This is a genomic window from Rhodococcus sp. NPDC057297, from assembly GCF_042667435.1.
In the GTDB taxonomy this organism is placed as follows: Bacteria; Actinomycetota; Actinomycetes; order Mycobacteriales; family Mycobacteriaceae; genus Rhodococcoides.
Window position 1 is genome coordinate 1 of record NZ_JBHUZE010000006.1, and the last position, 16,545, is coordinate 16,545.

The 16,545-nt window shown below is 63.9% G+C and carries 13 protein-coding genes; 10 read left to right on the plus strand and 3 right to left on the minus strand.

The window, feature by feature from the left end; all coding sequences use genetic code 11:
- The 9 genes from ACFULT_RS17940 to ACFULT_RS17980 all read left to right on the plus strand — a co-directional run.
- Positions 1–519: MCE family protein (locus tag ACFULT_RS17940; RefSeq protein ID WP_378482059.1), on the plus strand; the 519-nt coding region annotated here is incomplete at its 5' end.
- A complete protein-coding gene (locus ACFULT_RS17945; RefSeq protein WP_037105619.1) occupies positions 516–1,583 on the plus strand; it encodes an MCE family protein in 1,068 nt (355 codons plus the stop codon). The genes ACFULT_RS17940 and ACFULT_RS17945, both read left to right, overlap by 4 nt.
- A complete protein-coding gene (locus ACFULT_RS17950; RefSeq protein WP_037105621.1) occupies positions 1,580–2,572 on the plus strand; it encodes an MCE family protein in 993 nt (330 codons plus the stop codon). Before ACFULT_RS17945 ends, ACFULT_RS17950 begins: the two co-directional genes overlap by 4 nt.
- A complete protein-coding gene (locus ACFULT_RS17955) occupies positions 2,572–3,867 on the plus strand; it encodes an MCE family protein (protein ID WP_094720816.1) in 1,296 nt (431 codons plus the stop codon). Before ACFULT_RS17950 ends, ACFULT_RS17955 begins: the two co-directional genes overlap by 1 nt.
- Positions 3,864–5,165, plus strand: a complete 1,302-nt coding sequence (locus tag ACFULT_RS17960; RefSeq protein WP_094720817.1) for an MCE family protein — start codon at positions 3,864–3,866, stop codon at positions 5,163–5,165. Before ACFULT_RS17955 ends, ACFULT_RS17960 begins: the two co-directional genes overlap by 4 nt.
- A complete protein-coding gene (locus ACFULT_RS17965) occupies positions 5,162–6,409 on the plus strand; it encodes an MCE family protein (protein WP_094627417.1) in 1,248 nt (415 codons plus the stop codon). Before ACFULT_RS17960 ends, ACFULT_RS17965 begins: the two co-directional genes overlap by 4 nt.
- 128 nt (positions 6,410–6,537) lie before the next feature.
- Positions 6,538–7,257: a hypothetical protein gene (locus ACFULT_RS17970; protein ID WP_378482060.1), complete on the plus strand. Its 720-nt coding sequence runs from the start codon at positions 6,538–6,540 to the stop codon at positions 7,255–7,257.
- Positions 7,258–7,629: 372 nt separating this feature from the next.
- Positions 7,630–8,172 carry a hypothetical protein gene (locus ACFULT_RS17975; protein ID WP_378482061.1) on the plus strand — a complete coding sequence of 181 codons (543 nt, stop codon included), beginning with the start codon at positions 7,630–7,632 and terminating at the stop codon, positions 8,170–8,172.
- A gap of 229 nt (positions 8,173–8,401) precedes the next feature.
- Positions 8,402–10,981: an aminotransferase class III-fold pyridoxal phosphate-dependent enzyme gene (locus ACFULT_RS17980; RefSeq protein WP_378482062.1), complete on the plus strand. Its 2,580-nt coding sequence runs from the start codon at positions 8,402–8,404 to the stop codon at positions 10,979–10,981.
- A 100-nt stretch (positions 10,982–11,081) separates the two neighbouring features.
- On the opposite strand, the gene ACFULT_RS17985 is transcribed toward ACFULT_RS17980, so the two are convergent.
- Entirely contained in the window at positions 11,082–11,708 is a 627-nt protein-coding gene (locus ACFULT_RS17985; RefSeq protein ID WP_378482063.1) for an N-acetyltransferase, read from the minus strand.
- A complete protein-coding gene (locus tag ACFULT_RS17990) occupies positions 11,698–13,830 on the minus strand; it encodes an MMPL family transporter (RefSeq protein WP_378482174.1) in 2,133 nt (710 codons plus the stop codon). Before ACFULT_RS17990 ends, ACFULT_RS17985 begins: the two co-directional genes overlap by 11 nt.
- A 327-nt stretch (positions 13,831–14,157) precedes the next feature.
- On the opposite strand from ACFULT_RS17990, the gene ACFULT_RS17995 reads away from it, so the two are divergent.
- Positions 14,158–15,144 (plus strand): 3-oxoacyl-ACP synthase III family protein, encoded by a 987-nt coding sequence (locus ACFULT_RS17995; RefSeq protein WP_378482064.1) that lies wholly within the window; start codon positions 14,158–14,160, stop codon positions 15,142–15,144.
- A 44-nt stretch (positions 15,145–15,188) separates the two neighbouring features.
- On the opposite strand, the gene ACFULT_RS18000 is transcribed toward ACFULT_RS17995, so the two are convergent.
- Positions 15,189–16,544 (minus strand): aminotransferase class I/II-fold pyridoxal phosphate-dependent enzyme, encoded by a 1,356-nt coding sequence (locus tag ACFULT_RS18000; RefSeq protein WP_378482065.1) that lies wholly within the window; start codon positions 16,542–16,544, stop codon positions 15,189–15,191.
- Between the last annotated feature and the right edge of the window lies 1 nt (position 16,545).

Below are 16,545 nucleotides of genomic sequence, written 5' to 3' on the forward strand. Positions count from 1 at the left end.
CTGGAGTTGTTGGCGCAGTATTCGCCGTCGTTCGGGTGTACGTTCGCCAATTTCGTGCCGGTGGTGCAGAACGCGCAGGACGTGATCGGTGTCGGCGACGAGTACCGAGGCATCAACGTGTCCGCTGCTTTCGTCAATCCGAAGGGGCGCTACCTTCCCAACCAGGACGAGCCGCGCCTGTTCGACGACCGCGGACCGCGTTGCTACACCCCGGCGGACACGGCTGCGGGGGAGTTCTTCCCGCAGTACCCGGGCGGATCGGCGAACGACGGTTCCTACCAGGTGCCGTCGAGGAACCCGGGACCGCAGGATGTTCCGGAACTGCCTGCTCCGCAGTACTCGCCGCTGCCGGGCATCGTCGAACAGACGCCGGTGTCCTACGCGGGCTCGGATTTCGAACGTGACACTCTCGCCGTGATCTACGGCGGGGCAACGGGAACCGCTCCGGAGGATGTTCCTTCCTGGGTTACTTCGGCGGGGGCGCCGGCATTGAGGGGTGTGGAGGTGACCATCAAATGAGGGGGCTACTCGCACCGCTCGTCAAGCTGATCGTGTTCGCTGTCGTCACGATTCTGGCGACCGCCACCCTGGCGTTCTCGATCGCGAACATCTCCGGGGGCGGGGGAAAGACGTTCAACGCGATCTTCAGTGACGTTGCATCGCTCAACAAGGGTGACGAGGTCCGCATTGCCGGTGTCCGCGTCGGCGACGTCAAGAACATCGAGATCGTCAACGAGCGCGAAGCCATGGTCGAGTTCTCGGTCGACGGCCGGGATTACCTGCCTGCCTCGGCGACGGCCAACCTCCGTTACCGAAACCTCGTCGGGCAGCGGTACATCGCGATCGAACAGGGTGCTGGTGACCAGGGCGGCAAGATCAACCCCGGTGAAACCATCCCGTTGAGCCAGACCAAGCCCGCCGTCAACCTCACAACTCTGTTCGACGGCTTCAGGCCGTTGTTCCAGACATTGAGCGCCGATGACGTGAACAAGCTGTCCTACCAGATCATCCAGGTCTTCCAGGGTGAGTCCGGAACGATCAGCGAACTGGTTCGCAGTACCGCAAGCTTGACCAATACGGTCGCAGACAAGGACGCGGTGATCGGCGCCGTCATCACCAACTTGAACACGGTGCTGCAGACGGTCAATCAGAACGACGACCAGCTGGATTCCCTGATCACCAACACTCAGGCGTTGGTGTCGGGACTGTCCTCCGACCGCGACGTCGTCGGATCTGCCGTCACGTCTCTCGCCGGCCTGACGGACGCTACCGCGGATCTTCTGGAACCGACGAGGCCGTCCATCCAGGGATCGATCGCCGCACTGAACACTTTGGCGACCACGCTGAACAACCGTGAAGCAGAGGTCACCAAGGTCATCCAGACCATGCCGAAGAAGCTCGACAAACTGATCCGAACGGCCCAGCAGGGTTCGTGGTTCACGTTCTACCTGTGCGGCATCGACATTCAGGCAGGCCCGGGCACGTCGCCCAACCTGAACTTGCCGACCGGGCTTCCGACGGTGAATCAACCGCTGTACACCAACGCGGCCGAGCGTTGCAAAGCTGGGGGGATCAAGGAATGAAAAAGCGTAGCCCGCTCGTGGCCGGCGCGCTCGGCATCATGATCGTGCTTCTGGCTACCGTGTCGGTGTTCTTTCTGGACAAGCTGCCGATCCTGGGAGCCGGCTCGACGTACACGGCGCAGTTCAAGGAAGCGGCCGGGCTCAAGCCCGGCAACGAAGTGAGAATCGCGGGTGTCAAGGTAGGGCAGGTCGATTCCGTCGAGCTCGACGGCGACAGGGTCAACGTCGACTTCCGCGTGCAGGACGCGTGGGTGGGCAACAACTCGTCGGCGTCCATCCAGATCAAGACCGTCCTCGGGCAGAAGTATCTGGCCATCGATCCTCGTGGTGACGACGTGCTCAAGCCGAAGGATCCCATTCCGTTGGAGCGCACAACTTCCCCGTACGACGTCATCGACGCGTTTTCCGACGCAGCATCGACGATCGAGGACATCGACACCACTCAGTTGGCGTCGAGCTTCGAAACTCTGTCGCAGGCGTTCTCCGAGACCCCGGCGGACATCCGTGCCTCGCTCGACGGTGTCAGCCGGTTGTCGCAGACCATCGCGAGCCGGGACGCCGAACTGCAGAGGCTGTTCGAGGCGACAGGTCAGACGTCGAAGGTGTTGGCGGACAGGAACGAACAGTTCACCAGACTCATCGCCGATGCGGGGCCTCTGCTGGAAGAGCTGAACAATCGCCAGCAGGCGATCTCGCAGCTGCTCAGCGGAACCAGGCGTCTGTCGACGGAACTGACCGGCTTGGTCCGCGACAACGAAGAGCAGATCACTCCGATGCTCGAACAACTGAACGGCGTGATCGACATCCTCAACGAGAACAACGAGGCCGTCGAGCGCGGCCTGCAGCTGTACTCACCGTTCGTTCGCATGTATGCGAACGTGGTCGGTAACGGCCGCTGGCTCGACATCACCCTGGCGAACCTCACGCCTCCTGGTCTGCCGTTGATCCCCGGCTACCGTCAGCCCGCGCGTGATCTGGGAGGCAACTGATGACCGACAGCACAGCTGACGGAACCACGGAGAACACCAAGAAGACCGGTGGCACGCGCGCAGTCATTGCAGGCGTCGTCATCGCAGCGCTGGTGATCGCAGGCGGCCTCTGGTGGCTGTTCACCCGTGCGGGTTCGACCGACATCACGGCATACTTCGACAAGTCCGTCGGTATCTACGAAGGTTCCGACGTCCGTGTCCTCGGCGTCGCAGTCGGCAAGGTCACCTCGGTCGTGCCGCAGGGCGATCAGGTCGAAGTCAAGATGCGCGTCGAGCGCGGCGTCGACGTTCCAGCCGACGTGAGGGCGGCGCAGATCACGCCGTCGTTGGTGTCGGATCGATACGTTCAGCTCGCACCTGCCTACTCGGGTGGGGAGAAGATGTCGGGCGACGCGGTGATTCCGCGTGACCGGACCGCAACTCCCGTCGAGGTGGATCAGATCTATGCCAGCATCGACGAACTGTCCAACGCACTCGGACCCAACGGGGCCAACGCGAACGGGGCGCTGACCGATCTGGTCAACACCGGCGCCGCGAACCTCGACGGCAACGGCGAAGCGCTGGGCAACACCATCACTCAGCTCTCGGAAGCGTCGCGGACACTCAGCGACTCCCGCGGAGACCTGTTCGACACGGTCAAGAACCTGCAGACGTTCGTCTCGGCCCTCGCGGCCAACGACGCGCAGGTCCGCGAGTTCAACAACCAGCTGTCCGATCTCACCGGATTTCTCGACGGGGAGCGGGAGAATCTCGGTGCGGCACTGAATCAGCTGTCGATTGCCCTGGGCGATGTGGCTGGATTCGTGGCGGACAACCGCGATCAGTTGGTGCGGGCGGCCGACGGACTGGTGCAGCCCACTCAGGCGCTGTCCGACAATCGCCAGCAGCTGGTGGAGACACTGACGATTCTGCCGCTCGCGATCAGCAACCTCGTCAACTCGTACGACGCCGAATCGGGCACTCTGGCCTCACGTGCCAACCTGCAGAACGAGACTCAGGACCCACTCGGCACGGTGTGCCGCCTGATCGACCTCGGCAAATTGGTTCCCGGTGACCCGAGGTTCGAACAGCTCGGTGCCCAGATCCAGCCGATCATCGACCGGTGCGGTGAGATCACGACGCTGATCCAGGGCCCGGTTCGCGATTCCGGACTGGTGCTTCCGTTCGGTGTGCTCACGAACGACACCCAGCAGGGTGACGTCGTGCCGGGGACGGTGCCGGGTGTCGTGTCACCGAGGTTGGGCGAGAACAACACGCTGCCAGGACTGCAGGAATCGCTTGGAGGGGGACGATGAGCGCGTCGATGAGAACGTGGATTTCGTCGAAACGGTCGTTGACGTCCGTCGTCGGTGCAGCCGTTGTGGTCATGTCGGCCACGGCATGCTCGCAGGGCGTGTACGGAATTCCGTTGCCCGGTGGTGCAGATGTCGGCAGCAACCCGATTCGTCTCACGATTCAGTTCCAGGACGTTCTCGATCTGGTCCCGCAGTCGACCGTCAAGGTCGACGGAGTCGAGGTCGGCCGGGTCGACTCGATCAGCGTTCCGGACGGTGAGTGGACCGCGAACGTCGATGTCATCGTCAACGACTCGACCGATCTGCCGGCCAACGCGACTGCGGCGGTCGAGCAGACGTCGATCCTCGGCGAGAAGTTCATTCAGCTGTCGGTTCCTGCGGGTGACGCGGATCCTCAGAAGCTGAAGGACGGGGACACCATCCCACTCGACCGGACCCGCGTGACGACGAACATCGAACAGGTTCTCGGCGCTCTGTCGCTGGTGCTCAACGGCGGTGGCGTCGGGCAACTGGCTCCGATCGTGAAGGAACTCAACGCAGCTTTCTCCGGTCGAGAGGGAACCACCAAGAGTCTTCTCCAGGAAGCGAACACGCTGATCGGTGGACTCGAAGAGCAGCGCGACGACATTACTCGAGCGCTCGACGGTCTCGACCTCCTGACCACGCAGGTCAGCGGGCAGACCGAGAAGATCGACCGGGTCCTGCAGGATCTGCCGATCGCGACGGAGGTCCTCGAACAACAGCGTCCGCAGCTGACGCAGATGCTCGGCCAGCTCGACAGGCTCGGCAGCGTCGGGACGGACGTGATCAACCAGTCCAAGGACAACTTGATCGCGGACCTGCGAGCGCTGCGTCCGACCTTGCAGGCGCTCGCGGCGTCGGGTGACGACATCGTGACCACACTGCCGCTGATCCCGACGCTTCCGTTCCCGGACGGAATCGAGGAGATCACCCAGGGCAACTCGGCCAACTTGTATCTCTCGCTCGATCTGTCGATCGGCACCGCTCTGCGCAACTTCGGTGTCGGCGAGGGAGATCCGGTCTACATCCCGCCGAAGTACGGCGACACGCTCCCACTGGTGGATCCGTCGAACCCGTACTACAACGGGAACGGTCCGCGACCGGGGTGGCCCACCATCTCGCTGTTGCCGTTGCCCCCGATCATTCCCAATTCGTCGCCTCCTCCCGGGGTGCCGGTAGCGCCTGGGGCCGAACCGGACGAGGGTGAGACCGGTGCGCCGCTCACTCCGTTCGAGCCCCTGAACGATCTGCTCGAACAACTCGGAGGTGGGCTGTGAGATCGCGGCTGGTGAAGGTGCAGCTCATCTTCTTCGTCATCGTCGCAGTCGTGGGCGTTGTCTACGTTGGCGGAAAGTACGTGCGGCTCGACAATCTGCTCGGCTTCGGCCAGTACAGCGTGACCGGTCAGTTCGCCGATTCCGGTGGAATCTTCACCAACGCCGAGGTCACGTACCGCGGCGTGCCGGTGGGCACCGTCGGCGCGTTGTCGCTCACGAACGACGGCATCGACGTGGAACTGTTGCTGGACAACGGAGGTCCGCAGATTCCGTCGTCGGCGCGCGCTGTCGTGGCCAACCGCTCGGCCATCGGTGAGCAGTACGTAGATCTTCAGCCGACGAGCGACGAAGGGCCGTATCTCGAGAACGGTTCGACCATCGCCACGGCGGACACGCAGACGCCGGTGCCCGTCGAGAACGTCCTCGCCAGCACGGATCAGCTCGTCAAGACCGTTCCGCTCGAGAACCTGACGACGGTTGTCCGAGAGCTCGGGGCTGCGTTCGACGGAAAGGGTGACGACCTGCAGGTGCTCGTCGACTCTCTCGGTGCGTTGTCCGAGACGGGCAACGAAGCACTGCCGCAGACGCTCGCTCTGATTCGCGACAGCCGAACCGTGTTGGACACGCAGTCCGAGCAGTCGTCGGCCATCCGGCAGTTCAGCACGGATCTGGCGTCGGTGACCGCGCAGCTGCGGAGCAGCGATCCGGACATCCGGAGATTGATCAACACCGGAACCGCAGCGAGCGATCAGGTCGGTGCGTTGATCAACGAAGGTGGTGGATCCTTGACGACGGATCTGACCAACCTGCGCAACGTGTTCGAGCTGGCCGCTCCTCGCACTCTGGCGCTCAAGCCTCTGCTGATCTTCCTGCCTGCACTGGCAGCTGGTGCGCAGACATTGACGCCGGGCGATGGGACGATCCATCAGGGTCTGTTGCTCGAGACGAACAACCCGCCTCCGTGCACGTTGGGTTACGAAGGCTCGCAGGCGATTTTGGACGAAGAAAAGGCGAAGAACCCCAACTTCGACCTGACCGAGGAGAACTACCCGCTGAATCTCGACGCGAACTGCACGACACCGCAGGGCAGCGTCACCGGCGTTCGTAGTGCCAACCGGATCGTGTTCGCGGACCCCGATACCCCGCAGCCGTGGGACAGCAAGCCCAAGGTGGATCCGGACAAGCTCAACCTGAATCCGATCGCCTCGCAGCTCGCTCCGCTGATCGGAGTCACTCCGAAGTAACTGTGCACGCTCGTATCGTGTTCGTCGGCGGTGGATCTGCGGAATCCAAGCAGATTCACCGCCGTTTCGTGTTCCACGGTTACTCCGGCGTCGTCGATGCCGGTGTTACCGAAGAGTAAGGTTGAAGTGTGACGTCAAACACCGAGGCCGCAACACCGCGGCCGAAGAAGACACAGCGGCCGAAGAACAAGTCCCGGCCGGTCCTGGTAGCCCTCTCCATCGTTGCCGTGGTGGCCCTGGCGGCCTGTGTGTGGTTCGGGATCGGATGGAAGAGCGCGTGGGACGAGAAGGCGATTGCGGACACCCGCGATTCGGCGCTGAACGACGCACGTCAGGCCGCGATCAATCTCAGTACCGTCGACTCCGCCGACATGGACGGGTCGCTGGATCTGATGCTCACCTCGGTGACGGGCGACCAGATGACCAGCTATCTCGAGGAGACCAAGAAGGCCGTCACCGACGAGCAGCGTAATTCCGGCCGTAAGATCACCGCCGAAGTGCTCGACGCCACCATCACGGAACTCAACGTCGACGACCGGACCGCCACTGCGATCGCGATCGTCGCGAACAACACGTCTGGGCCGGACGGATTCACCGAACGCACACGCAGTGTGATGCGGATGTATCTCGAAGAAGTCGACGGAACGTGGAAGGTCAACAACCTTCTGCCTGTCGGAGACCGGGTGCCGCTGAATCCCGTCGATGCACCGGCCGATCCGGGCGTGCAGCAGCCCGACGCAGGCGCGACCGACCCCAGCGTGACCGACCCCAGCGTGACCGACCCCAGTGTGACGCCTCCCTCGGGAGAGCCAGCGCCTGCTGATTCCGGCGCAACCGAAGGTCCGTAGCCGAGGCCACGCCTTCCGTCCGTCGCACACGTTCCAGTCAGGAGTACCTCAGTGCCCCCACAGCGTCGCAAGATAGTTCCACCCGTCACCACCAGCAAGGTGCGTAAGAAGGTCGCGGGGACCAACCGCAAGCCCACCGATTCCAGTGCACCGGATTCCAGTGCACCGGACTCGAGTGCTGTGGATTCGAGTGCCTTGGATTCGGGTGCGCCCGATTCTGCGGATCTCGACAGCCCCACGTCAGTAGAGGCTGCCAACACGGTTTCCATCTCGAAGACGCCGGAGCAGAAAGCGTCCGTAGCAGAGACTGCTGAAACAGAGACTCCTGACTCTGAGACTCCTGTCGCCGAGCCTTCTGTGACCGAGCCTTCTGTGACCGAGCCTTCTGTAGCCGAGGCAGGCTCACCCGAGGCAGAACCGGCCGGCCGGACCAACTGGGTGCCGACGATCGTGATCGGTGCTGTTGCTGCGTTGTTGGTTGCGTTCGCGGCAGTTGCGGCGCTGAAGCCCGGTACCGAGGTGGACAACGCCGCGTGGGTCGATCAGGGCGAAACGTCCGAGGTGACGCGAGCGACGTCGGACGCTCTGGTCGGGTTGTACAGGTACAACTTCGCCACGATCGACGCCGACATCGCGGCCGGGCTCGAGAAGATGACGCCGGCGTTCCGTGAGGAGTCACAGAAGTTCATCGAGGAGATCAAGTCGACTGCAAACGAGACGCAGACGGCAACGGACGTCGACGTTCTCGACATCGGTGTCGTGAGGCTTCAGGACGACAAGGCCGAACTGTTCGCCAACATCAACGTGAGTGCGACGAGTGCCGGTGTCGCGTCGGGCAACGTCGTGTTCCCGCTCATCGCCAACATGGAGAAGATCGACGGTCAGTGGCTGTTGTCGGCGACGCAGGACAAATGATCGGTGTGATTTCGGCGACACGACATCGAGTAGATCTCGACATAAACCGACTGTAGGTGCGGTTTTGCAGCTTTGATCTGTAGTCGAGGTATTTTCCTACGCTAACTTCGGTCCTCTCGGCAGCTACCATCGCGCTTGCGTCCCACCACGGGGCGAGCTCTGGTTGCGCGAGAACGCCTCCCGGCAGCTCGTGCCACCGGAGGCGGTTTCGCGAGAACACGGAGCTCACATGACCGACTTATCTTTTCGCCCGTCCGGTACTCGACACTCGCCAGGCCGAGAGGGGTTCGCGGAGAACGTCAATCCCGAGCTGCACAGGCTCCTGTCGGCGGTGGACGTGGACATCGAGTACGTGTCCGGCAAAGGTACCGAACTGCTCGATGCGTCGGGCCGCACTCATCTCGATTTCGCCGGAGCGTACGGAGCACTTCCCTTCGGGCACAACCCCGAGAACGTGTGGCGAGCAATGGAAGCCGTGCGGGACTCCGGCGAGGCGGTGTTCGTCCAACCGTCGGTGCTGTATCCCGCGGGCGAGCTCGCTCGGCGACTGGTCGCCGTCGCACCGTCCGGATTGACGAGGGTGACGTTCGTCAACAGCGGCGCCGAGGCCATGGAGGTAACCATCAAGATCGCTCGCGCCGCGACGGGACGCCTGGGCATTCTCAGTACGACCAACAGCTTCCACGGCAAAACACTCGGAGCGTTGTCCGCGACAGGGAACACCATGTATCAGGCTGGATTCGGTGCTCCGATCCACGGATTCGATACCGTTCCGTACGGTGACGCCGACGCACTCCAAGCAATGCTCGTCGCGGCGCCAGAGCAGTTCGCGGCGTTCGTCGTCGAGCCCATTCAAGGTGAGGGCGGCGTCGTCGTTCCTCCCGACGGATACCTGACGCGTGTGCGCGAGATCTGCACCGAGCACGGGGTTCTGCTGGTACTCGACGAGGTCCAGACCGGTTTGGGACGTACGGGCACGATGTTCGCGTGCGAGAGGGAAGGCGTCGTACCCGATGTTCTCGCCCTGGCCAAAGCGCTCGGGGGCGGAGTGCTGCCGAGCGGGGCGGTGTTGAGCAAGCCCGAATGGATGGGGGAGAGCTTCGCGTTGCGGCACACGTCGACGTTCGCCGGCAACGCGTTGACGGCGAGGGTCGGCGTCGCGGTGCTCGACGAGCTCGCTGCGAACGGCGGTGCTCTGATCTCCCGAGTGCAGGAACTGGGGGATCTGCTTGTTCGTGAACTGAGGAGGCTCGCCTCCGAGTATCCGACGGTGGTGTCGGATGTGCGTGGTCGTGGCTTGCTGTTGGGTGTCGAGCTCACCGACGACATCAATTTCGTGGGGAGGCAGTCCATTCTGGGTTCGGTTGCGGACCAGGAGAACCTGGCGGTGATGATGTCCTCGTACCTGTCACAGGTGGAGGGGATTCGGCTGGCGCCCACGATGTTCGGGGCGCGAGTGCTGCGGGTGGAACCGCCCCTGACGGTCACCGAGTCCGAATGCATGCGGTTGGTCGAGGCACTCGGTCGCGCGTGTGCGCTCGCGGCGGCAGGTGACCTTGCCGGTTTGATCGGTCATCTGGTCGGACGGGATCGGTCCGGTGGGTTGCCTGCTCGGACCGAACCAGGCCGCTCCGGTAGTTCCGTGGGTGCACGACTCCCGCACACTCCGGTGCAACCTGGTGACAGCCGGTTCGGGTTCGTCGCACATCCGTTGGATCTGAGCATCTTCGAGGCATTCGATCCGTCGCTCGCCGAGTTCTCGCACCCCGAACGTGCGGAGCTCCTGGAGAGGTTCTCCGCGGCGACGTCGGAACTGAAGCCTGCGTCGTACATCATCGGTAGCGGGCGGATCGTGACCGAGCACGACGGCGCAGCGCACGGCAACTTGATCGGGCTTCCCTTCACGTCGAAGGGTCTGCTGACGCTGCCACCGCACGCTGCGGTAGCAGCAGTAGGAGCTGCGGCGAACCTCGCGTTCGAGCGAGGCGCCACCGTCGTCGGACTGGGCGGATACTCGTCGGTCGTCACGGCGAACGGTCTGGCCCTCGGTTCGATGGCGGGCGTTCTCACCACCGGAAATTCCTTCACCGCAGCGGCCAGTATCCGCGCGGTGCACCGAGTGTGCGCGGAACGCGGAATCGATCTCGGGGCAGTTCGGGTGACCGTTCTGGGTGCGGCCGGTGCGATCGGTAAGACCATCGCGCGTGCGTTGGCACCCGACGTCGGCGCGATCGCTCTCGTCGGGCGGCCCGGTGAGCAGGGACGGATCGCGCCGAAACTGTGGGACGCAGCGGGGGAGATAGTCGACGCTGCCGGCGGCGGTGAAGGCGCGCTCGCTGCGGCGGCGAACGGGCGAACCGTCGACGATCTCGTGGCCAGTGGGCACATCGAGTTCTTCGACGATCCGGCCGCCGGCGTCGCTCGAGCGCAGGTGGTCATCGCTGCGACGTCGGCGCCGCACTCGTTGATCGACGCCGCCGATCTTGCGCCCGACGCCATCGTCTGCGACGTGGCGCAGCCACCGAACATCCCGCACGACGTCGGCCTGACGCGGCCCGATGTGACGGTATTCGACGGCGGAATCGTCTCGATGCCCGCAGGATCGGATTTCGGTCTGACGTTCGGTCTCGCGCCAGGGCTCACCTACGCATGCATGGCGGAGACGATGTTGCTGTCGTTGTCCGGCGAATTCGAACTGCGAAGTATCGGAACAGCGTTGAACGGTGCGAACGTTCGACGCCTCGGCGTTCTGGCGGATCGGTACGGGTTCGAACTGGCGGAGTCCACTCGGTGGCGCGAGGGAAAGTAACTGTGCACCGGCACCGGACTCAGTACTGACGTCTCGGCAGGGGCCTGCGGAACCCGGTGACGGAGTTCTGCAGGCCCTGGCGGTGTCACGGCGGACGCGGCTACGGCCGTGCGATCGGAGGGCGATTCATGCGGTGGACGAGTGGCCCGTCCGGACCGATCGTGTCCGTTCCGACTTCCTCGAACCCCATCGCGGTCCAGAAGGGAATGTTGCCCTGCTTGCAGATCCCGAATGTCGTTCGGCCCTCGCGGTCCACTCGCTCGAAGAAGGATCGCGACAGTGCCGCGCCTACCCCGGATCGGTGAAGCGTCGGCTCCACCCCGAGATACACCCACAGCACCGCGTCGTCGTCGGGTGCCCCGGCGTCGAGCATCTTGTCCATGTGTATGCCTGCTCGGACACCACTGCGCATGGCCCACAACAAGTGTGGACCGGCGACCAGGATTCGCCACCATGCAGGTGACGCGTCGTGTGGATGCCACAAGCTGACGCCGACAATTCTTCCGCCGAGCACTGCAAGCTCTGCACCTCCCGTGGGCAGGTAGCGGTGCCTGATCAGCGCCGACATCATCCGCCGCTGCATCTTCGGCCGCCGTGCGTCCTTCGGGAAGAAGTAACTGCTCACAGGGTCGTCGGATTGGAAGGCGCGTGCCATCAGGTCGGACATCTCGCGGATGTCGGTTCTCTGTGCGGCTCTGATCTCGACCGTGCTGACGTCAACCGGCATGTTCGATGTCCTTTTCCAGTGGTGTGTCGGGGGGACTGTCGCGCGGAGGCGCTTTCGGGTGCAGCCACCAGTTCGCCTCACCCATCAATGCGACGAGGGCAGGGACCAGAAGCATGCGAACGACCGTCGCATCGATGATCAGCCCGACGATGACGCCTATCCCGAGCAGCCGCATCATCGACAGTTCCGAGAGCGAGAACGCCGCGGTGACGGTGATGAGCAGCAGGGCGGCGGCCGTGACGACTCGGCCGGTGCGTGCCGTGCCGATACGGACCGCGTCGCGGGTCGACTCTCCCCGATCGTGTGCTTCGACCATGCGGGAGAGCAGAAAGATCTCGTAGTCGGTCGAGAGCCCGAAGACGACAGCAAGGATGAGGATGCTCATCGTCGCCTGAAGGGGGCCAGGTGTGATGCCGAGAAGCCCTGCGCCGTGACCGTCGTGGAAGATCCAGGTGAGTACGCCGAACGTCGCGGCGAGGCTGACCATCGCCATGCCGATTGCTTTGACGGACAGTACGACAGAGCGGAAAGCGGCAGTGGTCACGACGAACGTCGACGCGATCATGATCGCGAACATCCAGGGGATCGTGCTGTGGATGGCGGCGATTCCGTCCTGGCTCAGCGCGGTGGGGCCGCCGAGCGATATTCGGGTACCGTCCGGCACGGGGAGGTCGCGCAGTGAATCCACTGCGGCGAGTGCACCTTCCGTTCGGTCGGGCGAGGACAGGATGGCTCGCACGACTGCGTAGTTTTCCGCCGAACCGCCTGGCGCCGCGGCCGCGAATCCGTCGAGTGCGCCGATGTCGTTCGTGATCCGTTGGACCGCACGGGGGTCGGGCGCTGTGCCGTCGGTGGCCCGGACCACGACGGTGACTCCGGAGTTGGCGAGCGGGAAGTCCGTGAACAGTGCGTCGGTCGCGATCCGCGCCGGTGAGTCCGACGGAAGCCCGCGGTGGTCGAGATCGCCCAGGGCGACGCCGAACACCGGGGCGCTGAGCAGGGCGAGCAACGCGAGGATGGCGCCGGCGACGATCAGCGGCCGCTTCATGACCGAGGTCGCCACCGCGCCCCAGAAGCGTTCGGCGCGTTCGTCTCCGCGATCGACGGCGCCCGTCCTCCAACTCAACGAGTCGATCCGAGGACCGAGAAGCGCAAGCGCGGCCGGAAGTGCGGTGAGCGAGACGAACGCGGCGGCGGCAACGGCTGCCATACCGCCGAAACCGAGCGACCTGATCATCGCCTGCGGGAAGATCAGCATCCCGACGAATCCACACACCAGCAGCAAACCGGAGAAGGCGACGGTCCGACCGGCGGTGGACATGGTCGCTCGGACCGCGTCCGGTGCGGTCGATCCGCGCCGAAGCTCTTCCCGGAAACGAGTGAGTACGAACAGGCTGTAATCCACGGCCATACCCAGACTCACGAGAGTAGCGATGTTGGTGGCGAACACACTCACCTCGGTGAACGATGTGAGAATGCGCATCACGGCGAGCGATGCGAGTATGCCGAGACCGCCGATGCACAGCGGAACAGCCGCCGCCGTCACCCCGCCGAAGATGATCAACAACAGCACCATCAGCACCGGGAAGGTGATGAGCTCAGCACGGATCAGGTCGGCGCGAGCCTCGGCGTTGTAGGCGTCGATGATGGTCGAGAAGCCGCCGAACTGCACGTCGACGCCGTCGATCGCGCGTGCATCCTTGATGCTCAGGTATGTCTTGACGCGGTGATCCTCGCTGCCGTTCAGCGTCAGAACGGCGATTGCCGATTTCCCGTCGAACGACCTCAGGCCCTGCTGCAGTGCGGGGGCGATGTTCCAGTACGTCGTGGGAGGGCGCGTCAGCAGAGCCGGGTCGATATCGGCGAGGTCGGCTGCAACGTCGTCGCCGATCTCGTCGATCGACCGCCCGTCGTGTGGGGTGTACAGAACGACGACGTCGGGGACGGTTCGTCCGAACTGTGCGTCCACGATGTCGTCGACGCGAGCAGCCTCGCTCGACGGATCCGAGTATCCACCGAGGCTGAGGTCCTCGATGACGCCGATACCCCAGACACCGGCGGCGACGATCACGACGAGACACGTGGCAACCACCGCTCTGGCATGCCCGATGACGAACTCCATCAGAGGTTTACGAGCCGTAGGGTCGATCAGCGCGCTCTCACGGTTCGATGAATCCTGGGTCAACGGCCGTCCTGTTCGATGCGAGAACGCGAAGCGAATGGGTGAAAGACGTGCTTGATCACAGCAGGGGGTCTTCTCGATGTTGCCGTGACCCTACACCGATAAAATTGCTCCGTCGAGACTGTTCGATCGACTGGTGCGAGGCTACGATACAGCTCGACTCACCGCGCCTGTCGATGCCAGTGAAGTCGTTCTCCCGCTTGTAGTTTCGGGCTCCATCTCTGGTCAAGAATTCAACTTCTGTCGAGCGAACGGACACTCGTGAACATGCCCCCAGTCCCCAGCGTCACCGTCGGTCACTTCACGGACGCCGTGCCACCTCGAACCGTGGACAACGTCGAACTGTGCGCCACCCTCGACACCGACGATCAATGGATCGAAGAGCGCACCGGAATCCGGTCCAGGCGGTTCCTCGACTCCGCACTCGCTGCCTCCGACCTCGCCCTCGACGCTGCCCGAAAGACGCTGCGCTCCAGCGGATCGGTGGCGGCCGACATCGACGCGATCGTGCTGGCGACCGCCAATCCGGATCAACCGTTCCCGTCCACGGCACTGACCGTCGCGCACGGGTTGGGGGCAGCACGCGCAGTGCCGATCGACCTCACCGCAGCCGCGTGCTCCGGTGGGTTGCTGGCCATCGAAGTCGCGTCGTCGATGATCGGCCCCCGCTACCGCACCGTCCTCGTACTGGCGGTCGAGGTGTTCTCCCGGCAGACCGACCCGAACGACAGGACCACGCGAATATTCTTCGGCGACGCAGCCGGAGCTGCCGTGGTGACCGCGGCCCCGGCGTCGGGACGCGGTATCAGGTCGGTGGTTCTGTCGTCCGAACTCGACATGTCCGTCGGGATTCGAGCAGGGGGTTCGCGGCATCCGGTCGACGCCGGTGCAGTGGGGCGCGGGGAGCAGTACATCTACATGGACGGGCCGCGGGTGTGGACGCTGGCGACGACACTGCTGCCCGAGGTGGTGCGGCAGGCTGTGTCCGACGCGGGAATGTCGTTGAGCGACATCGATAATTTCTGCTTCCATCAGGCGAATCGAAACATCGTGCACGACGTCATGGACACCCTCGAGATCGAGCGACTACGCGCGCCGATCACACTGGATCGGCTCGGAAACACCGGTGCCGCCAGTATTTTCACCGTGCTGGCGTACCTCGAGCGGGAGGGGCGGACGCTACCCGGCCGCACGACCGTCATCGCGACGATCGGGGCCGGGTTCATCTGGGGTGCGATGGTCGTCGTCCACTGAGCTTCGTCGTCCACTGCACTGCGTCGTCCACTGAGCTGCGTCGGTCACATCCTGTCGAGTACGGACGCCACCGTCGTCAACGCGGTGTCGATCTGCTGCTCGGTGTGCTCGCTGGAGACGAACAGACGCAGCCTCTCCTCGCCCAGCGGCACCGATGGGTAGGTGATCGAGTTGACGTTGACTCTTGCCTCGAGAAGCGACACTCCGGCCAGAACTGCCTTCTGAGTGTCTCCGACGATGATCGGCAGAATCGGCGTTCCCTCGGCGAGGCCGGTGCGAAGACCCAGGCGCTGTGCGTGATCGAAGGCATACCGTGCGCGCGCATGCAGGCGAGCAATGCGTTCGGGTTCGGCATCGATGACGTCGAGGGCCGCGGACGCCGCGGCGATGGAGGCCGGGGCTGGTGCGGTGGCGAACATGCTCAGCCCCGGTGCCGAGTATTTGAAGGCTCGGATCAGTTGTCGGCTTCCTGCGAGGAATCCGCCGACACTGCCGAGCGCCTTGGACATCGTGCCCATCCATACGTCGACGGCATCGCCCGGCAAACCGTACAGGTCCCGGATGCCGTGGCCGTGCTCTCCGAGTACACCGAATGCGTGTGCCTCGTCGATCATGACCGCGCAGTCGTACCTACGTGCGACCTCGACGAGTTGCGGAAGCAGCGCGACGTCGCCGTCCATGCTGTAGTGGCTTTCGAGAATCACCATGGCACGATCGAAACTGTTCCTGGACATCTTCAGAATTGCCTCGAGCGCTGCAGGATCGTTGTGTCGGAACGTTATTCGTCTGGTTCCTGCCCATTCGGTGCCGGAGACGATGCTGCTGTGCACGAGGGTGTCGCACACGGCCAGGTCTCCTTTGCCGAGCAGATATCCCACGGCTGCCGCGTTGGTCAGGTAGCCACTGGTGGTGATCACCGCGTCGTCGACGCCGTAGATGTTCGCGATCCTCGACTCGAAGTCCGCGTACAGCGGGATCTGGCCGGATACGATCCGGCTCGCGGACACCGACGTGCCGTACTCGTCGATCGCGGCCTTCGCCGCCTCCGCCACTCGGTCGTCGTTTCCGAGGCCCAGGTAATTGAACGCCCCGAAGTTGATCATGTCGCGACCCTGCTGCCGAATTGTCGCACCGCTCTTGCCGTGGTGCTCCAGGTACAGCGGATTGGTGACACCCAACGACTCGAACATCGAGTCGACTCCGTCGAACTGCGCAACCGTGGACACGATGTCCGGGTGGTCGAGCAATCCGCGTCCACGAACCTTCGGCGCAGGAGTGGCAGGCCGAGGTGCCGTGGGTCTCTGCGGGGGCGTCGGGCTGGAGGCGTCGTCGACCTGGACCGTCGAATATCCACTGCGAGAGAGAAGTTGACGTGCAATCTCCCGTGCTTCGTCGGTCATG